The sequence below is a fragment of the Pseudomonas sp. RC10 genome (genome assembly GCF_038397775.1).
Taxonomy (GTDB): Bacteria; Pseudomonadota; Gammaproteobacteria; order Pseudomonadales; family Pseudomonadaceae; genus Aquipseudomonas; species Aquipseudomonas bambusae.
Genome location: NZ_CP151650.1, coordinates 4,608,353 through 4,627,050, shown reverse-complemented (window position 1 = coordinate 4,627,050; position 18,698 = coordinate 4,608,353). Strand labels below are relative to the sequence as shown.

Here is an 18,698-nt window from a genome sequence, read left to right as displayed (position 1 = left end):
GATCACCGTTTGCTCTTGATGACAGTACCGAGGCCTTGCAGGTAGGCCACCAGCGCGTCCATTTCGGTTTTGCCTTTCACTGCGTCGGCGGCACCGGCGATGTCCGCGTCGGTGTACGGCACGCCAAGGCTGCGCAGGACCTCCAGCTTGCGACCGGTCAACTTGCCGTCCAGCCTGTTTTCCACGAGGAAGGGGTAGGCCGGCATGATCGACTCCGGCACCACGTTGCGCGGGTTGTACAAATGCGCGCGGTGCCAGTCATCGGAGTAGCGGCCGCCGACGCGGGCCAGGTCCGGCCCGGTGCGTTTTGAGCCCCACAGGAACGGGTGATCCCAGACGCTTTCGCCCGCCACCGAATAATGGCCGTAGCGTTCGGTTTCAGCGCGGAACGGCCGGATCATCTGCGAGTGACAGCCGACACAGCCGTTGGCGATGAACACGTCCCGGCCTTCGACTTCCAGCGCCGGGCGCGGCTTCATGCCTTCGACCGGCTGGTTGGTGACATCCTGAAAAAACAGCGGCACGATCTGCGTCAGACCGCCCACCGCCACTGCGATGACCATGAAAATCGCCAGCAGACCGATGTTCTTTTCGAGTGCTTCGTGCTTGATCATCAGTGCGCTCCCACGACAGCGATCTGGGTGGCGGCGTCGGCTTCTTCGGCGTTCGAGGCTCGCACGGTGCGGAACACGTTATAGGCCATGAACAGCATGCCACTGGCGAAGAACGCCCCGCCCAGCGCGCGCACGATGTAGCCCGGATGGCTGGCTTGCAGCGCTTCGACGAAGGAGTAGGTGAGCGTGCCGTCATCGTTGATCGCCCGCCACATCAACCCTTGAGTGATGCCGTTGACCCACATCGAGGCGATGTACAGCACCGTGCCGATCGTCGCGAGCCAGAAGTGGGTGTTGATCAAGCCGATGCTGTGCATCTGCGGACGGCCGTAAAGGCGCGGGATCATGTGATAAACCGCACCGATGGAAATCATCGCCACCCAGCCCAGCGCCCCGGCGTGCACGTGGCCGATGGTCCAGTCTGTGTAGTGCGAGAGGGAGTTGACGGTCTTGATCGCCATCATCGGCCCTTCGAAGGTCGACATGCCGTAGAACGCCAGCGACACCACGAGGAAGCGCAAAATCGGGTCAGTGCGCAATTTATGCCAGGCGCCGGAGAGGGTCATCATGCCGTTGATCATGCCGCCCCAGCTCGGGGCCAGCAGAATGATCGACATCACCATGCCCAGCGATTGTGCCCAGTCGGGTAGGGCGGTGTAGTGCAAATGGTGCGGGCCCGCCCATATATAGAGGGTGATCAGCGCCCAGAAGTGGACGATAGACAGGCGATAGGAATAGATCGGGCGTTCGGCCTGTTTCGGCACGAAGTAATACATCATCCCGAGGAAGCCCGTTGTCAGGAAAAAGCCTACGGCGTTGTGCCCGTACCACCACTGAATCATCGCGTCGGTGGCGCCCGAGTAGGCCGAATACGACTTGAACAGGCTCACCGGCAGCGACATGTGATTGACGATGTGCAGCATCGCCGTCACCACGATGAAGGCGCCATAGAACCAGTTGCCGACGTAAATGTGCTTGGTCTTGCGCTTGACGATAGTGCCGAAGAACACCAGCGCATACGTGATCCAGACAATGGCCAACAGGATCGCGATAGGCCATTCCAGCTCGGCGTATTCCTTGGTGGTGGTGTAACCCATCGGCAGCGTGACGATGGCGCCGACGATCACGGCCTGCCAGCCCCAGAAGTGAAAGGCCGCCATGCCGTCGGAAATCAGCCGCGTCTGACAGGTTCGCTGGACGACATAGTAGGACGTGCCGAACAGCGCGCAGCCACCGAAGGCGAAGATCACGAGGTTGGTGTGCAACGGGCGCAGGCGTCCGAACGTGGTCCATTCGAGACCGAAGTTCAGGTCAGGCCACACGAGTTGTGAGGCGATGAAGACACCGAGCCCCATGCCAAGGATGCCCCAGACCACCGTCATGATGGCGAACTGGCGGACTACCTTATAGTTATAAGCAGTCGGAGTAATTGCAGTGCTCATTCTAAGGTTCCACGGTTTGGGTTTTGTTATGTGTGGTAACGACCGCAACGTCGATTTAAGCGTAGACCCTTTGCCGCAACGAAGCGGAATCCGGGGCCTGCGGGACGATTGTCGGGTTGCTCCAACAGAGGTCTCTGCGAACGTGCGCAGAAGCGATCTGCCCAAGTGGGCCGAAGAAGGCGGGGAACAGGTGGGTGAGGCAGCGCGCGTGAATGGGAGGAAAATTGGATACAACCCTGCGGGTGACGGACAGGGCTGCGCTGTCTGTCTGCAAGAGGGCTGAGCGGTCGTGCACAATCCTTACGCCAAACCTGTGGCCAGCTGTCGCCGGACCACTGTGGCGCCTAGCTTAGACGGGTTTGATCGGCGATGGAAGCCTCAAGACAGGGGGATGCGACACTTCGACGCGTCGAAATGGCAGGATGCTGCGCCCCGTTGCGAGGCGCAGCGATCACCGGATTCGAAGGTCGCTGAAACGCTTCACTCCCTGCGTTCCTTGCGCGTGGAAGGTGCGTTTCTACTTCGAAGTTGTATACAAAAGCCGCTGACATTTGCACTTGTTGCTGCCCAAAAAATGTTTGGCCCGAGCTGGCAGGCAAGGCCGGAGATCGTCACGGTTGATCGACCGGCACCGAACAAAAAGCTCACACGCCGATGAATCCGCCCGGTTGCGTATGGTTTGGGGCGCTCAAGGCAGCGGTGCTTTATGCCGAAGTGTTCTGAAAGGGTAAGTACCGCAAGCTGAACCGGGGCTGTCGCGGGTGGGTATCTTCAAGAGGTGGGCGCGCCACAACGGAGTGTCTTGCCAATGATAGGGCGACACCTACGAACCTCGTGGGAGACGCCGGAGGCACGACGGCAGCGAAGGGGGCTTAACAGACGGCCGGTTTTTGATTGATCCACCGCTTTCTCTGCCGTCGTACCTCCGGCGTCTCCCGCAGGAAGCTTTGGTAGATGTGAGGTTTCATCGGTCCAAATCTTCCCCTAACATCCCACCCCTTTCACCCGAATCGTATGCAGATCGAGACCCCCATGAGCAAAGCCCCACTCACTGCAGACCCCTGCGCCCAAATGGCCCACGAACGCGGCTGGCTATGGAATGCCCAAGCGTCGGTTGAAGGGGGGCCGTCCGCAACGTTGATCCTGGCACACGGCGCCGGTGCACCGATGGACAGTGCGTTCATGGACGACATCGCCACGCGGCTCGCCGCGTTGGGCGTCGGGGTGCTTCGATTTGAATTTCCCTACATGGCCCAGCGCCGGATCTACGGTGGCAAACGCCCGCCCAACCCGAAACCCAAGCTGTTGGAGTGCTGGCGCGAGGTGTATGCGGCGGTCCGCGCGTGCGTCAGTGGCACCTTGGCCATTGGCGGCAAATCCATGGGCGGTCGCATGGCCAGTCTGCTGGCCGATGAGCTGCAACCCGACGGGTTGATCTGCCTTGGCTACCCGTTCTACGCCGCAGGCAAACCGGAAAAGCCGCGAGTCGAGCACCTGGCTGTACTCCAGACCCCGACCCTCATCGTTCAGGGTGAACGCGACGCCTTGGGCAATCGCGAAACCGTCGAGGGATACACACTGTCCTCCGCAATCCACGTCCATTGGTTGCCCACCGCCAACCATGACCTCAAGCCATTGAAGGCGGCGGGCGTCAGTTATGAAGCCTGTCTGCAAGACGCGGCGGAACAGATCGCCAGGCACTTGGCGCCTTGATCAGCAGATGGCTTTACCCGCACGGCACACCAGGTTGAACTCGCCCCGGGTCACGTTGAAATCGATGGCCGGGATCGAGAACTCAAACGTCCCGCGCAGCCGACCGGTTTCAACGTTGCATTCCAGAAGGGTCAGCGTGCCATCCTGAAAATCCCGCGAATGAAACACCATTGCCTGTTGTTTGGGCGTCAGGTGGTAGACCGCCGACACCCGCTCGTTGCGCACCAGGTCGTAGGTGCCGGGTTGCAACGATTGATCGATGAAAAAACCGAACACCGTTCGCCGGTGCGCGACCTTTCCCGTCGCATGAATCTTCCAGATTTGCCGGGTCTGGACGCCTTCCAGTTCAGAGCGCAGGCAGGCAATGCCTTGCAGACGTGTCGTGATAAACGGCTTGCCGTTGACCACCGCGCTGAAGCGCGAATCCTTGTCAAAAGGGAGGACGTTCGAAGGTGGGAGATGTATTGAACCGTTCATGATCTCTCTTGGAATTGTAGTGTTGCGTTAAAACGCGAAAATCGAGGGCATCACCGGACCGCAGCGATGCCCACGGACAGGGGTGGTTCAGAGCATCAGCGAATCGCGACGCCGAGGCTGGAGTTGGTGTGCAGCAGCTTGAAGTCTTGCCCGGTCTGCATGTTTTTCACGTAGTACCATTTCGCGCCGAGGAAATTCACGGCCCAGGTCGAGGACCAGAAATTCTGGGTGCCCATCGGCCAGCGGCTGCCATAGGCGTTGTAGATTTCGATCAGCTCATTGATGTTCGGAATGCGCCCACCCTTGGCAGCGGCGGCCGCTTCCATCTGGGTCAGATTGCCCGAACCCACGCCTTCACACTGAATCACGCCCGTGACCGACACCGTGTAGCTGCGGCTTTCGCCAGCGGCATCCGAGACCGTGATCGTTGCGCTGCCATTGCCACGCACAGAGGTCTGTCCCTCTTCCGTGACCTGCGCCACCAACGGATCGCTGGAGGTGTAGGTATAAGGAGGGCGACCACCGCTGGCCGGGCGCAGTACCGTGGTCCCGGTCGGGAAGGACGGCAGCAGATCGGGATGGCCAGGAATCAGGTAAATCTTGCCCGGCAACGCCACCGGCGACTCATCCAGAATCAGCCCCTCGCGCACGCTCACCTCGAGCTTGTGCGACTCCGTTTCCGTGCCATCGCGGTTCACCAGATAAGACACTGTTGCCGATTCCCCGATACTCGCTTCGATGAACGACTTGGGAATCGTGAATTTCAAGTGCGTGCTGTCGCCCACGGTCTGTGATTCGCCTTCAAACGGGGTCTTGCCAACCCAGCGCACCTTCACGGCGTCAGAGGCAAGCATGCCGCGATACGTCGCCCGGGCAATGGCTTCGTCGCCCGTGATCAGCGAAGGACGCAGCACGCCATCCGGCCCGACCGTGTCCAGCGTGGGCGCCGACAGATCCAGCGCCGTGCTGAGAATCTTCAGCGACACCTTCTCTGATTCCTGCACCCCACCGCTGCGCCGCATGACGCTGTACGACACCACCACCGTTTGCCCGTCGTTCACCGTCACCAGCGCGCTGGAGATGATCACCGAAACGGCTTGCCCGGCTTCTTCGGCCGTGACCACGTGCTCCTTGAAATCACTGCCTTTCGGGCCCTCCCAGCGCACCGCAATCTTCTCGCCCTCGCGCAGATTCGCCGAGGTGTCGATGACCACCGTTGCGCCGTCGCTGGCGTTGGCCGGATCAAGAATGTTGTTGGCGGCCTCCTTGATGGTCGGGACCGGGAGCGGGGTGGTGACCGACAGTTGCAGGCTGATCGACAACGCTTCCGACTTCATCGACACATTGCCGGCCAGGTCCGTCACGGTGTAATACACCTCGGAACTTACCCCATCCGCCTGCTCCAGCAGATCACGGGTGAAATTCACCGTCACACTGTTCAAGCCCATGTCATTGCCATCGACCGTGACCAACGGACCTTCCAACTCACCCCAATACGTGCGCACCACATCACCGAGCGCCATGCCGTTGTAACTGGCGATGCGGCCGGGGAGGATGTTGTCCAGCGCTTCAAGCTCGTCTGAGGTGAGCGTGTCCTGGATGGTGGATGGGAAGAGGATGGGGGCAAGGTCGGGGGCGCCGGGGGCGGTTTTGTCGATGCGCATGGGGATGCTGTCGGAGAAGACCTCTGCGCCGGTGATTGGGCTGGAGATGCGGTACGAAACGGCATGCTCACCTTCTGTCAGCAGGTCAATAGGTACTTCCACGAAAAGTACATCGCCCGGTGTGTCTGTATCGAGAATCTCTTTTTCGTCGGAAACTCGCTCACCATCGAAAACAAGCTGGTAAGTGTATTTGGGCTCGGCGGCTGGCCATACGGGGAAGTTGACCACAATAGGCGTTTGCAAATTTTCTACTGGAATCAATCCACCCTCCAGCGCCGCTGGAATGGTAGGTAAGTCCAGGGGAATAGGCTCGCGCGGCAAAACAGTATTTTCAGAGTCCATCTTTTTATCCTATCGTTTTTATAAAAGGGCAGGCGGCTCTTATCGCGCCCGCCCAAGATTTAAATCATTGTTATGGTCGCAGGCTGCAGAAGTTCTCGTTTGGCTCCCGCATGTCTACTGGAATTCGCTTAATTTTAGAAGTAACAGCACTTTGGTTGCTATCCGGTGCGGGCTCTACACGAAAGTACGCCTCACAGTAACCGGTGCAAATCGAACGAAGATTATTGTATGGGACCGCAAAACTGTACCCGTTCACTACGTCCTCATCATAAAGTTCCCTTGTCGCCGTCACAGTGGCAGCTTCGATTGGATTGCCGCTCGCATCGAAGCCTTTAAATGTGAAAAACAGTTTTTGGCGGGCAGCCATATTTGTATAGGGTTTGATTAGGCCTTTTGTGCCGTTCGGTGCCACTGTCACCGCAAGATAACCAGTAGGCGTAAGTACGAACTCTGGACCTTCAATGCCATCCTGCCCGCCCGGTAGTTCCTCTTTAGATCTAACGGTAACCTTCTGGGCTGGAGAAGGAGTCGAGTTAGGATTGCCTTGACGGCTGACTGTGTATCGAACAGGAATTTCTGCTCCGGTTCCTTGTGCTTTCATGATGGAGTTGGCAATGGGAATGATCAGGTCTTTTTTTGCGGCTAAATCCAGTTCGCTGATTTGATACCAGCGCTGACGCTCTTGCTCACCCCAAAATAGCGTTAACGAATCGTTGAGCCTGAACTGATCGCTCCATTCAACAATCGCATTACTGTTCAATTCATAGTCATCCTCATCGATAAAGTTATCGGTCGTGTTTGGATTGTCGGCACTCGTTCCTTGAATTATCGGCGCGACAGCAGGTACCGGGATCGGCAACGTGACATAGACATCCACGGTGACGGGTAGAGAGGAGCCGTTGAGTTGGTTTTGGCGCGACACTTTGTAGCTGACCACCACATCGCCTACCGGTTGGACTGCGATGGTCTCGTACGGCACGCTCAGGGAAACCACGACAGCCTCGTTTTCATTGCCTGCGGGCAATTCAACCGGAAACATGGGACGGTCGGCTCCCCAGTACAGCGTGATCTGATCGAAAGCCGCTGCGCCCGGATAGTGTGGGATATCCACTTGAACGCCTGCCCGGGCTTCGCTGTATTCAATCTGGTCGCCCACGGCTGGGTCGATGATCGGTGCTGGATAGTTATCAGGAATTTCCTCCAACAGAAGAATGACCTCTGTAGAAAGGGAGTATTCCGAAACGTTGCCCGCACGGTCACTGACGTTGTATTTGACCGGCTTCGGTCCATCGGCAATGGACTCGAGAAACTCACGAGAGAAATCAAAGATAACTTTGTTCAGCCCCATGTCGTTTTCATCGACCACAGCGGTTGGGCCGACGATATCACCCCAGTAGGTGTGAATGACATCGTGCTTGGCCATTCCCGTATAACCGGCGACCTCCACGGTGAGCTTGTTGTTCAGCCCTTCTAGTTCAGCAAGTGTCAACCCATTAATCACCTCGACGGGAAATTGAATAGCCGCAAGCCGTGGTTTACCAGGCGCTGTTCTGTCAATAACGATGTTCATGATGCCGGAATATGCAACGGCTCCCGTGATATGGCTTCGCACTATGAAAGAAAGCTCATGTCTACCTTCAGTCTGCACCTCCACAGGCACTTCGAGCGTCAGCGGATCTCCCGGTTTTTCATCAGGCTGTACCGCCTTCGCAGGACCGATTTCCTCGCCGTTCCATAGGAGTTGATAAAAGTATCCAGGGTCGGCACCTTCCCAAACTTTGAGATCGACAGGAATAGGCGCGTCGAGGGCGGTTACCGGGATCAACCCAAAATTATCCTCGTCATGAAAAGCGATCGCGATGTCCGGTGCTTCGATGGGTATAGGTTCTCTGGCAATCCCAGTGTGCTGAATAGTAGGCGTTTGTTTGGTGTCGCTCATGATTCAATCCTTTGTACATGGATATATTTTCTATTGGATACAACGTTGCCTGTTGTAAACGAAACCAGGAAAGCTGGATGTCCCTGATCTGCGAATAACTTAATCGCATGATTATTCGTCGGTCAATGTCGTAAAAATTCCCGGATGTAGGAACTTTTGAAGGTATGTAGGACGTTTGAAAAATCTTACGGAAGAACCTGTGTCGGGATTTTTGATGAGGTCCCGAATATACGGGCGCTAGCCCGATTTTCGGGTGCGAAAAATTACCTCCCATTTCGGAAACGTCCTACGCAAAATTTTTTTTTATTTTCTCGAGAAGACGCTATGTATTCCCAAACTTGAGGACTCACTTATAGGAGGACTCAGGGTGTCTATCGGAAATATGCCGTCAAACCGATTCCAGCAAAGCGTGCTTGCGCTGGCAATCAGTGTTTTTTCCTCGTCGATGTGGGCAGGCGAAAAGGAGGCCGGCTCACGTGAAGATGCCTCAGCGGACAGGGGCACTGAGACGATTGAGGTGAACGGTCAAAAGCGTGAGGTGACAGTGGTGGATGGGGTGCGACTGACGTTAGACCATACCGCATCGCCTGCAAGCTACTCGGTGAAGAACTCCGGCGTTTTAGATCTTCAGAACGGAGCAGTGGTGGACTATGTCAACGTGATAAACGCCGAACTGAACATTGATGGCGGCACGGTTACTGAAGGCATTAGCCTGAACGTGGGGTCAGGCCACATCCGGAATGCTCGTATCTCGAATCCAAAGACGGCAGGTATGGTGCTACATGCGAATGAATCCAACCCATCAGCTTCGTCAATTGCCAACGTCTGGGACAGTCATGTCCAAGGCGCGGGGTTCGGCGTGCTTGTTTCGCCGAATGGAGAGCTCAATGTCGTGCAATCGACCATTGAAGGTGTGATTCCTGATGCACATGGACAGCACGGGGGGATATCGCAGGCTGGCGGCACCGTCCATCTGGCTGACGCCAGCCATGTGGTTGGCCATGAGAATGGTGTCCGGATATTCAACGGCACAAAGGGCTTCTTCACAGAAAAAAACGTCCTCACCGTTAACCATTCAACTGTCACGGCCCGTGCCGGATCAGCGATCGAAGTGATGGAAAGTCCTGAGCTCGCTGGAGGCAAAACAACGGCCACCATTCTTATCGCCAATCGTTCCACCCTGGAAGCAGGCAACGGCCGCCTCATCAATGTGAAACAAGAAAGCACCGCTAACGTGGAGGTCAACGACAGTGCCCTCACCGGAAATTTCGTCGCCGACGACACCAGCACCCTGAACGTTGCGCTGCACAACCACGCTCGCCTCGACGGCAATATCGTCAACGGCAATGCCGTGATCATCGATTCCAGTGGTCACTGGCAGTTCGGCGAGGACAACTCGGTCAAGTCTCTGGCCATCGACGGTGGCAGTGTCGGCTTTGCGGGGGAAGGCTTTCACACGCTCACCCTCGGTCAGTTGTCGGGCCGAGGTCGGTTTGACATGCGCATCGATCCGGCTAACGGGGAGAGTGACTTGTTGAATGTCGAAGGCCAGGCCAGTGGCAATCATGTGCTCAACGTTCGTAATACAGGGGAAGAGGCGGTGCCGTCGGACTTCGACGCGTTGCGGGTGGTGCACACCGAAGGGGGCGATGCGCAGTTCCGTTTGCGGGGAGCACGTGCGGACATCGGTGCCTACTCGTACGCGCTGGAGCAGCAAGGTGATGACTGGTTCATCATTGGCTCCGGCAAGACCATCAGCCCTTCGACGGAAAGCGTGCTGGCGCTGTTCAACGTCGGGCCGACGATCTGGAACAGTGAGTTGAGCACGTTGCGTAGCCGAATGGGTGAGGTGCGCGGTCAGGAGCAGGGCGGTGGCTGGGTTCGCAGCTACGGCAGTCGCTTCAAGGCATCGCTGGATTCGGGACTGAGTTATCAGCAGCGGCAACACGGGCTGTCTTTGGGTGCTGACGGGCCGGTGCCCGTCAGCAGTGGCCAATTGCTGGTGGGCGTGATGGGTGGCTACAGCCAGTCCGATCTGGACATGGGCCGTGGCACGTCCGGCGAAGTCGACAGCTACTACGTGGGCGCTTACGGCACCTGGCTGTCGGACGAGGGTTATTACCTCGACGGCGTGGTGAAGGTGAACAAATTCCACAATGCGTCGAAGGTGGCGATGAGCGATGGCGAAAAGGCCAAGGGCGATTACACCAATATGGCGGTGGGTGGCTCGGTGGAGTTCGGCAAGCACATCAAGTTGCCTGACGATTATTTCGTGGAGCCGTTTGCCCAGCTGTCGAGCGTGTGGATCGGAGGCGACAGCTACACGCTGAATAATGGCCTGAAAGCCAAGACCAGTGAGACGCAGTCGATCGTGGGTAAAGTGGGTGCCACGCTGGGCCGTTCGTTCACCCTCAAGGATGGCGGGGTGGTGCAGCCGTACGTGCGAGTGGCAGGGGCGCATGAGTTTTCCCGTAGCAATGACGTCAGCGTCAACGACCAGCGTTTCGACAATGACCTGTTCGGCTCGCGGGCCGAGCTGGGCGCGGGGGTGTCGGTGTCGCTGTCCCAACGCCTGCAAGTGCATGCCGATTTTGATTACATGAAAGGCGAGCATGTCGAGCAGCCATGGGGGGCCAATCTGGGTCTGCGTCTGGCGTTCTGACCGGTTGACCCTGTAAACGATTCAAGTCGTAAGCAAGCCCCGACGGCAGTCATGCCGCCGGGGCTTTTTTTCTCCATTGTTTGAACGGGCATGGGGGCGCGCGACGGGTATCGAACGCCGTCATGCCGGATCGGTTTTACAGGTCCAGTTTACGTCGACGGATAGGTCGGCCATGGGAGCCTTTTGGCTCCCCTGTTCCATCGTCGCGCACGTAGATCGTCAGGGTTTCTGACACACCGACCAGACGTTTGCGACGGACCACTTCGTAGCGAATATCGATCAACCCGGTACGGTCGTTTGGTACTCCTTCAGCGTTGAGAAATTGAATCAGACGTGGCCCTTTTCGTGATTTGGAGGCCGGCACCGTGGTGTAGAACGTGCTTTTCCCCCAGCGCATCTTGAGCTGATCAGTGACCCAGATCTTTGAAGAACGCGGTACGGTGATCAGCACCCCCTTGGCGAGCTGTGCGGTGGAGACCTCACCGTTTCTTCCGCCGTCCAGGGACGGCGGAGGCAACGAAGGGGCCGCCTTTCGAGCCTCTTCATCGATTTCCCAAGGGAAACCCAGAACGTGCTCGAGGTGTTCGCTGTAGAACGTGGCGATGTCCTTGGATGTGGCGCCAGGCGGGAGAATGGCGCGCAAATCTTCGTAATGCGGTATCGAATCAAAGTTAAAGGTCGACCCGTCCACACGTTCGTCAGCATTCGCCAGTTGATCTTCCGCAGATGTTTCATCCTTATTCCGAGCGATGTCAGTCGGAGTTACAGATGGCGGAATATCCTTTTCATCTTCCATTAAAGTTCCCTGTTCTGGATGGGGTTGTGATAACAGAGGTTAAAACGACGACAAACATCGTTGTGGGGCTGCGTGCCCCGGCTACATATGTTCAAGTCATGACCTCTCACTGTCAATCAAGCCCCGTGCAGAGGTTGAATGTGTCCGCAGCGTCATTTACAACGCTTGAAGCGGAACCTGATTTATGCATTACGGCATATTTAGTCGAATTTGAGGGGGGTGTAAGTACATATGTACCGCATCCAAGGTCCTGGAGCGTGCTTACGGCTTCACATAGTCCTCAATCGTTGTAGGCAAAAGGGAAATAAGCGAGAAAAAAATAATCCCCCGGCGTTCGGATTTCGACGTAATTGGGCCACTCCTCCTTCAAATGAAGGAGGAGTGGCACGTCAAATGATCTAATTAATTTCAGCGGTCATGACATTACATAGTGAGGGAAATTGTTACAGGTAAGGAATTGAAGGATGGGTTGCCTGCGCGGTCGACGACAACGTACTCGATGGTCACCTCGTGGGCGGCGAGGCCCAAGAGGTAGTCTGCCTCGAAGACGATTTCAATGGGGCGCACGGTGAGTTCGTCCGCTTGCACGGTGTGGGTCGGTCCGGGGATGCCGTTGCACAGGGTGCGGACAACGTCGCCTATGGCCATGCCCGCGTAGCCGGGAAGAATGGCGTTGGCGTCGCCGTTGATCGAGCCCTCGGCGAAGAACAGCGGGGCGAGGGCTGCGGCGCCGGGTGGGGTTCGGTCGACGATCAGGGGGATTGCCGGAGACAAGTCTTCGGACTCACCAATCGGGCTGTAGATCCGGTATTGAAGGGAGTAGCGCTTGTCCTTCAACAGGTGGTTTTCCGAGAGGTACAGCGTGAGGATATCGCCGGGTTTGTCAGTTTCGGTGATGACGCGTTCTTCGGTGGCGGGCAGGCCGTCCAGGTTGAGCCGCACGGTGTAGCCTGTTTCAGCCGCAGGCCAGACTTCAACCTGCACGGCGACAGGGGCATTCAAGTCAGCGGTTTTCAGCAACCCATCTTCATAGGCGGCAGGCACGAAAGCGGGTGGAAGAGGGATGGGTTTTTTGACATTCATGTCGTTCATGGCATTTCTCCACAAGGCACGGTCGTCCGCATTCGCTTGCGGAACGGGTGCTTGATTGCTCGGATGAGCGCGTAGGTTTGCCCGGCGGCTTGGCCTGCCGGGCTGTGATGTGTGTCGGTGGCGGTTACGGCACCAGTGACAGCGTTACCGGCACTGCCCGGATCGACTCATTGCCTGCGCGGTCCGTGACTGAGTAATCGACGACGACCTCGGGTGCCGCGAGACTCAGCAGGAAGTGCTCTTCGAAGGCGATCTGGATGGGAGCCAGCGTGAGTTCCTCCGCGACCACGGTGTGGACTGGACCGGGCACGCCGTTGCAGAAGGTTTGGATCATGTCCCCTACTGCCATGCCGAAATAGGCAGGGACCCGCGCGGTCGCACGCGCGCCAAAGCTGGCACGAGGAAACATCATTGCAGCTAGAAGCGCGGCGCCTGGAGGGGTTCGGTCGACGATCAGGGGGATCGAGGGTGAAAACACTTCATCCCCGGTAAGGGGGTTACAGATTCGGTACTCAAGGGTATGGAGGCCTTCATCTACCAAGTACGTTTCGGGCAGGTCGAGTGTAAGAATATCGCCCTGCTTATCAGCATCGGTGATGACGCGCTCTTCGGTTACAGCCACGCCATCCAGATCCAGTCGCACGGTATAGCCGGTCATGGCCCCAATCCAGACCATAACCTGCACTGCAATGGGCGCATTCAAATCCGCGGTTTTCAACAACCCATCCTCATAGGCTGCGGGCACAACCGCAGGCGTAAGGGGGATCGGTTCTCTGACATTCATGTCGTTCATATCATTCTCCATAAGGCACAGTCGTCCGCGTTCTCTGGCGGAACGGGTGCCTGATTGATCAGGTGATTGTGTTGTTTTGTCCGGCAGGTGGGTTCGCCGGACGGCGTTACGAGACCAGCGTGAGCGTCTGGGGCAAGGATCGGATCGACTCATTGCCCGCCCGGTCGGTCACTGTGTAGTCGATGTCCACGTACTGCGCGGCGAGGCTTTGCAGGAAGGCTTTTTCGAAGACGATTTCGATGGGGCGCAGGGTGAGTTCGTCTGCCTGCACGGTATGAGTGGGACCGGCCACGCCGTTGCACAGGGTGCGAATCAGGTCGCCTGCTTCGATGCCAGCGTAGCCCGGGACGAAGGCGAGGGTGTTGCCGTTGAATTCACCTTCTGCGAAGAACACGGGGCCGAGGAGTGGGCCGCCTGGTGGGGTGCGGTCGACCTTCAGCGTAACGGGGGGTGAGAAGTCTTCCAGATCTGAAAAGGGGCTGTAGATTCGATACAGAAGGTTGTAGGCCCCGTCATCCTGTAGAAGGTTCTCGGCTACATGCAGTGTGAGGATATCGCCAGGCTTGTCGTCGTCGGTAATGACGCGTTCGTCCGTCACGGGTTTGCCATTCAGATGTAACCGCACCGTATATCCGGTTTCGGCCGCAGGCCACACCTCAACTTTAACGGCAATAGGGGCACTCAAGTCCGCCACTTTCAACAACCCATCTTCATACGCAACAGGCACGACTGCAGGTGGAAGTGGAATCGGCGCTTTGACATTCATGTCATTCATAACATTCTCCATCGAGCACCCTCATCACGTTTTTCGCCAGTGGGTGCTCTTTTATTAATTGGGCTAGATCAGCGAATTCACTCCGGAGGTGGTACATATATATCGCGATCTGAATTTCAACTAATAGCGATCCCGACTTTCTGTCAACCCTACATTTCGCTCGAACTCCTTAAAAACAGGACTGAACTTGCAACTTCGGAAACTTCCTACTTTTTCACCACGCAATAAAAAGCCCCGGCAGGGTCGCTGCCGGGGCTGGAGTCTTGCTGACTATTGATTAGCGGTTAAAGCGTTCTACCAGCGAATACTGGCTGAGCGCAGTGTTGGTCAATTCGGCGCTGAGGTCGGCGGAGCGGCGGGCTTCGTCGGAGGTCTGGTCGGCCAGTTGGGCGATGGTGCTGATGTTGCGGCTGACCTCTTCGGCGACCGAGCTTTGTTCTTCGGTGGCGGCGGCGATTTGCGTGGTCATGTCAGTGATGTTGGCCACCGCGTCGCTGATGCCCACCAGCGCCTTGTCGGCTTCCATGACTTGTTCGACGCCTTCTTCCGCCTGGCGGCGGCCGGTGGCCATGGTTTGCACGGCGTTGTTGGCCGTGGCTTGCAGTTTGGCGATCAGGGAATGGATCTGGCCCGTGGATTCGGTGGTGCGTTGCGCCAGTTGGCGAACCTCGTCCGCCACGACTGCAAAGCCACGGCCCATTTCGCCGGCGCGGGCGGCTTCGATGGCGGCGTTCAGGGCCAGCAGGTTGGTCTGGTCGGCGATGCCTTTGATGACGTCGACCACGCCACCGATTTCGTCGCTGTCCTTGGCCAGTTGCGTGACGGTGAGGCCGGTTTCGCCGACCGAGGTCGAGAGGCGTTGAATGGCCTCGCGGGTTTCACTGGCGATGGTGCGGCCGCGACGGGTCAGTTCGTTGGCTTGCTGGGTGGCGTCGGCGGTGCGTTGAACGTGGCTGGCGACTTCCTGGGTGGTGGACGCCATCTGGTTGATCGCGGTCGCGACCTGTTCGGTTTCCACGCGCTGACGTTCCAGTCCGTTGGAACTGGCCTGGGCCAGGCTGTCGGACTGGCGCGCCTGGGAATTCAGGTGTTCGGCAGTGTCCTGCAAACGCGTGAGGCAGGTTTTGAGGCGGGCTTCCTGGCTCAGAATGGACATTTCCAGACGGGCCTGGGCGCCACGGCTGTCGGTGTACATCTGCGCGATCAGCGGGTCCGACGTGGTCTGATCCGCCAGACGCAGCAGGCGCTTGATGCCCCGTTGCTGCCAGCTCAGGCCCAGCAGCCCCAACGGCACGGACAGGGCCGCAGCGAGCGCGAAGCCCCAGTAGGAGTTGAGCCACACGCCGATCAGGAAACTCAGTTGGCTGACCAGAATGAACGGCAGCCAGTCCTGCAGCACCGGCAGCCAGGTGTCGCGGCTCGGGACGGCTGACTTGCCGTTGTTCAGGCGTTGATACAGCGATTCGGCACGGCGGATCTGTTCGGCGGTGGGTTTGACACGCACCGACTCGAAGCCCACCACCTGTTTGCCGTCGAAGATCGGCGTGACGTACGCGTTGACCCAGTAATGGTCGCCGTTCTTGCAGCGATTCTTGATGATGCCCATCCATGGCAGACCCTGTTTGAGGGTGCTCCACATGTGTTCGAACACGGCGGACGGAACGTCAGGGTGGCGCACGGTGTTGTGCGGCGCCTTGAGCAGTTCGTCGCGGGTGAAGCCGCTGATCTCGACGAAGGCGTCGTTGCAGTAGGTGATCACGCCGCGAGCATCCGTGGTCGAAATCAACCGCTGCTGTGCCGGGAAGGTCCGTTCGCGTTGGGTGATGGGCTGGTTATTGCGCATAAGCTGTTCTATCCGGGAAGGCTTTGAGGTGTTATCGGCCCTGTTGTCAGGAAATTAAGCGTTTTGTGAACTGCGTCATGGGACGGTTTGCCGCAGGTCAACGCTCATCGGTCGAACATCGGGTAGGTGAACAGGCTGAAGTGCGTGAGGTTGAGCCCAAAATGAGTGATGACCGCCGCCGGTAATCCACCATATCGGTAGGCGATGCCATACCCGAGTCCGGCCATGCTGGCGAGGATCATCCATTGCCAACCGCCGCCGAGGTGCATCACACCGAACAGCAACGAGCTGATGAGCAGTGCCAGCGTGGGGGCGTTTGGCATTCGCGCGAGCAAACGGCTGAGGCCGCCCTGCAGATAGCCGCGAAAGATCAGCTCTTCGGTCATCGTGACCAGCAGCAGATTGTTCAGCACCCAGATACCCCCTTGCTCGGGCCATTTCGGCGTCCAGCCCACCACCCCCATCCCCAGGGCGGTTGTCAGGCACACAAGGAGTGTCAAGGGCAGGGTCAGGCCAGTGGTGATCAGTGATCGGCGCAGATTGAACCCGGCGAACACCCAGGGGCAGGCGAGGATGATCCAGAAACCGATCAGGGGCTTGTCGAGGTTGAGGTACATCGAAAAGGGCGCGGCTTCGGGAGTGAAACGCGCTGCGGCGATGACCCGGGCGCTGAAGAAGCCCGGCAGCCAATGGCTGGCCAGACCCGCCGCGAGGGCGATGAACAGGGCATGACCGAATCCGCGAACGGCCCAGTGTCGGAAATGGCCGACGCAGATCCCCGCCATGATCAACAGCCCGAACGTGACGACCACCGGCAGGCTCAGTTGGCCATACACCCAGGCGATGCAATAACCGAGGGTCAGCAGCGTGAGCGCGCTCCAGCGCAGCACTGGCATGGGGTCGTCCTTGAACGTGGGATAAGGACGGCGATTTTAGCGTTGTTTAAACGTGGGTGCTTGTGGGAAAAGGCTGAAAGTGGTGTCGGTGGGCTGGGGTGTGGCGGGTTCGGACAGCGTGGGGTGTCAGGTCGATCGAGTCGTCAGGTTTTGCTGCCGCTTCGCGACAGATCGCTGCCGTCGTGCCTCCGGCGTCTCCCACAGGGTTTTGTGTCGAGTCAAAGGTATGCAGTGAGTAGATCGGCGTTTTGTCTATTCTGCTGGTCGGTCTGGCGGGTTGCGTCATGGAGCGGCCCATGACCTGAGATATCCCTCAAGGGGGGGGATGGGTGTCCAACTTCTTGGGGGCAGTTCAAACAGTGGCCAGACATTTTGGCATCGACTTCAGTCTCCTTCGACGCTGGGTCGCCAGTTATCGGACTGGCAACAGCATCAAGCCAATGTCGTATGCGCGGCGGTACAGCGAGGATTTCAAGCGCCAAGTCTTGACCTACATGCATGAGCATCGACTTTCGCTACGCCAGACCGCTGCGCATTTTGACCTTGGGCGGTCCTCCCTGATAGGCATCTGGCAACGCCAGTATTACAGTGACAGTCCTGTCACCCCTACTGCCATCCAGCCAGCCGACACGCCCATGAAAATCAAACCCGCCAAACCCACCGACACCAACGATGCACAAAAGCCACGAGAGCAGTTGATGGCTGAACTTGAGTACATGCGCATGGAGAACGCTGTCCTAAAGGAGCTCAAGGCCCTGCGCGAGGAAAAGGAGCGAACACGGGGGAAAAAGTCCTGATCGTCCGCAAACTCAAGCACCGATTCCCATTGCCCGACCTCCTTGAGCTGGTCGGGCTGGCACGCAGCACCTTCTATTACCAGGTCAAGGCTGAGCAGAAACCGGACCGGCATGCGGCGCTCAAGGAACGGGTGCAGCAGGAATATCACAAGCAGAGAGGGCTGTATGGCTATCGGCGTATTGCGCTTGCGCTCAGAAAGGAAGGAACGCTGGTCAACAAGAAGGTCATCGAACGGCTGATGGCCGAACAGGGTTTGCAATCGGTCGTACGGCCCAAGAAATACCGTTCCTACCGGGGGACTGTTGGCAAAATCGCCGCGAACCTGCTGGAGCGTAATTTTCATGCACCCCGGCCAAAACAGAAGTGGGTAACCGACGTCACCGAGTTCAAAGTGGGTCAGCAGAAGCTCTACTTGTCTCCTGTGATGGATTTGTACAACGGCGAAATCATCGCGTACGAAACAGCCAGTCGGCCTTACTACGAGTTGGTGGGGAACATGCTCGACAAGGCGTTGGCTTGCTTGGGAGACGCGCCCAAACTGGTCGTTCATTCGGACCAGGGATGGCACTACCAACAGCCACGCTATCGCCACGCACTCAGCGAAAAAGGTGTGAAACAGAGCATGTCCCGCAAAGGCAATTGCCTGGATAATGCGGCGATGGAGAGTTTTTTCGGCACGCTGAAGTCAGAGTTTTTCTACCTGAAGCGTTTCGAGAGTGTGGAAGAATTGAAGGTCGGCCTGGATGAGTACATTCATTACTACAACCATGACCGCATCAAGCTGAGGCTCAATGGCATGAGTCCTGTTGAATACAGGACTCAGGCTGCGGCGTAAACTGTCCAACTTTTGGG

Annotated in this window: 14 protein-coding genes; 3 read left to right on the top strand and 11 right to left on the bottom strand. The window is 57.7% G+C overall.

What is annotated here, in order from left to right:
- Nucleotides 1-2: 2 nt before the first annotated feature.
- Nucleotides 3-614, bottom strand: a complete 612-nt coding sequence (gene ccoO, locus AAEO81_RS21120; protein ID WP_166597844.1) for a cytochrome-c oxidase, cbb3-type subunit II — start codon at nucleotides 612-614, stop codon at nucleotides 3-5.
- Complete coding sequence (ccoN, locus tag AAEO81_RS21115; protein ID WP_341958883.1) at nucleotides 614-2,056, bottom strand: cytochrome-c oxidase, cbb3-type subunit I; 1,443 nt, start codon at nucleotides 2,054-2,056, stop codon at nucleotides 614-616. The genes ccoO and ccoN overlap by 1 nt, the downstream gene beginning before the upstream one ends.
- A gap of 1,032 nt (nucleotides 2,057-3,088) precedes the next feature.
- Here ccoN and AAEO81_RS21110 point away from each other — a divergent pair.
- On the top strand, nucleotides 3,089-3,769 hold the full coding sequence (locus AAEO81_RS21110; protein ID WP_341958882.1) for an alpha/beta family hydrolase: 681 nt from the start codon (nucleotides 3,089-3,091) through the stop codon (nucleotides 3,767-3,769).
- Here the strand turns inward: AAEO81_RS21110 and AAEO81_RS21105 are convergent, their stop codons facing one another.
- The 3 genes from AAEO81_RS21105 to AAEO81_RS21095 all read right to left on the bottom strand — a co-directional run bounded on the left by AAEO81_RS21105 (nucleotide 3,770) and on the right by AAEO81_RS21095 (nucleotide 8,191).
- The gene (locus AAEO81_RS21105; RefSeq protein WP_341958881.1) at nucleotides 3,770-4,246 is read right to left on the bottom strand and encodes a hypothetical protein; all 477 of its coding nucleotides are present in this window, start codon (nucleotides 4,244-4,246) and stop codon (nucleotides 3,770-3,772) included.
- Nucleotides 4,247-4,341: 95 nt separating this feature from the next.
- A complete protein-coding gene (locus AAEO81_RS21100) occupies nucleotides 4,342-6,012 on the bottom strand; it encodes a hypothetical protein (protein ID WP_341958880.1) in 1,671 nt (556 codons plus the stop codon).
- Nucleotides 6,013-6,322: 310 nt separating this feature from the next.
- A complete protein-coding gene (locus AAEO81_RS21095) occupies nucleotides 6,323-8,191 on the bottom strand; it encodes a hypothetical protein (RefSeq protein ID WP_341958879.1) in 1,869 nt (622 codons plus the stop codon).
- Between the two features lie 772 nt (nucleotides 8,192-8,963).
- Here AAEO81_RS21095 and AAEO81_RS21090 point away from each other — a divergent pair.
- The gene (locus tag AAEO81_RS21090; protein WP_341964590.1) at nucleotides 8,964-10,853 is read left to right on the top strand and encodes an autotransporter outer membrane beta-barrel domain-containing protein; all 1,890 of its coding nucleotides are present in this window, start codon (nucleotides 8,964-8,966) and stop codon (nucleotides 10,851-10,853) included.
- A gap of 136 nt (nucleotides 10,854-10,989) precedes the next feature.
- Here the strand turns inward: AAEO81_RS21090 and AAEO81_RS21085 are convergent, their stop codons facing one another.
- The 6 genes from AAEO81_RS21085 to AAEO81_RS21060 all read right to left on the bottom strand — a co-directional run bounded on the left by AAEO81_RS21085 (nucleotide 10,990) and on the right by AAEO81_RS21060 (nucleotide 17,048).
- A complete protein-coding gene (locus AAEO81_RS21085) occupies nucleotides 10,990-11,649 on the bottom strand; it encodes a hypothetical protein (RefSeq protein WP_341958878.1) in 660 nt (219 codons plus the stop codon).
- Nucleotides 11,650-12,072: 423 nt separating this feature from the next.
- Nucleotides 12,073-12,741: a hypothetical protein gene (locus AAEO81_RS21080; protein WP_341958877.1), complete on the bottom strand. Its 669-nt coding sequence runs from the start codon at nucleotides 12,739-12,741 to the stop codon at nucleotides 12,073-12,075.
- A gap of 124 nt (nucleotides 12,742-12,865) precedes the next feature.
- Complete coding sequence (locus AAEO81_RS21075; RefSeq protein ID WP_341958876.1) at nucleotides 12,866-13,534, bottom strand: hypothetical protein; 669 nt, start codon at nucleotides 13,532-13,534, stop codon at nucleotides 12,866-12,868.
- A gap of 106 nt (nucleotides 13,535-13,640) precedes the next feature.
- Nucleotides 13,641-14,309: a hypothetical protein gene (locus AAEO81_RS21070; protein ID WP_341958875.1), complete on the bottom strand. Its 669-nt coding sequence runs from the start codon at nucleotides 14,307-14,309 to the stop codon at nucleotides 13,641-13,643.
- 277 nt (nucleotides 14,310-14,586) lie between these two features.
- The gene (locus AAEO81_RS21065; protein ID WP_341958874.1) at nucleotides 14,587-16,152 is read right to left on the bottom strand and encodes a PAS domain-containing methyl-accepting chemotaxis protein; all 1,566 of its coding nucleotides are present in this window, start codon (nucleotides 16,150-16,152) and stop codon (nucleotides 14,587-14,589) included.
- 104 nt (nucleotides 16,153-16,256) lie between these two features.
- Nucleotides 16,257-17,048 (bottom strand): CPBP family intramembrane glutamic endopeptidase, encoded by a 792-nt coding sequence (locus tag AAEO81_RS21060; RefSeq protein WP_341958873.1) that lies wholly within the window; start codon nucleotides 17,046-17,048, stop codon nucleotides 16,257-16,259.
- Between the two features lie 308 nt (nucleotides 17,049-17,356).
- Between AAEO81_RS21060 and AAEO81_RS21055 the strand changes: the two genes are divergently transcribed.
- Nucleotides 17,357-18,681, top strand: a protein-coding gene (locus AAEO81_RS21055) for an IS3 family transposase (protein WP_341964589.1) whose coding sequence is annotated in 2 segments (ribosomal slippage) — nucleotides 17,357-17,797 and nucleotides 17,800-18,681 — 1,323 coding nt in all. Because the reading frame shifts where the segments join, the coding sequence is not laid out codon by codon here.
- Nucleotides 18,682-18,698 lie beyond the last annotated feature (17 nt).

What these genes read in the sequence shown, in the direction of transcription:
- ccoO (WP_166597844.1), bottom strand. Translation starts at nt 614, where the DNA reads ATGATCAAGCACGAAGCACTCGAAAAGAACATCGGTCTGCTGGCGATT.
- ccoN (WP_341958883.1), bottom strand. Translation starts at nt 2,056, where the DNA reads ATGAGCACTGCAATTACTCCGACTGCTTATAACTATAAGGTAGTCCGC.
- AAEO81_RS21110 (WP_341958882.1), top strand. Translation starts at nt 3,089, where the DNA reads ATGAGCAAAGCCCCACTCACTGCAGACCCCTGCGCCCAAATGGCCCAC.
- AAEO81_RS21105 (WP_341958881.1), bottom strand. Translation starts at nt 4,246, where the DNA reads ATGAACGGTTCAATACATCTCCCACCTTCGAACGTCCTCCCTTTTGAC.
- AAEO81_RS21095 (WP_341958879.1), bottom strand. Translation starts at nt 8,191, where the DNA reads ATGAGCGACACCAAACAAACGCCTACTATTCAGCACACTGGGATTGCC.
- AAEO81_RS21090 (WP_341964590.1), top strand. Translation starts at nt 8,964, where the DNA reads ATGGTGCTACATGCGAATGAATCCAACCCATCAGCTTCGTCAATTGCC.
- AAEO81_RS21085 (WP_341958878.1), bottom strand. Translation starts at nt 11,649, where the DNA reads ATGGAAGATGAAAAGGATATTCCGCCATCTGTAACTCCGACTGACATC.
- AAEO81_RS21080 (WP_341958877.1), bottom strand. Translation starts at nt 12,741, where the DNA reads ATGAACGACATGAATGTCAAAAAACCCATCCCTCTTCCACCCGCTTTC.
- AAEO81_RS21075 (WP_341958876.1), bottom strand. Translation starts at nt 13,534, where the DNA reads ATGAACGACATGAATGTCAGAGAACCGATCCCCCTTACGCCTGCGGTT.
- AAEO81_RS21070 (WP_341958875.1), bottom strand. Translation starts at nt 14,309, where the DNA reads ATGAATGACATGAATGTCAAAGCGCCGATTCCACTTCCACCTGCAGTC.
- AAEO81_RS21065 (WP_341958874.1), bottom strand. Translation starts at nt 16,152, where the DNA reads ATGCGCAATAACCAGCCCATCACCCAACGCGAACGGACCTTCCCGGCA.
- AAEO81_RS21060 (WP_341958873.1), bottom strand. Translation starts at nt 17,048, where the DNA reads ATGCCAGTGCTGCGCTGGAGCGCGCTCACGCTGCTGACCCTCGGTTAT.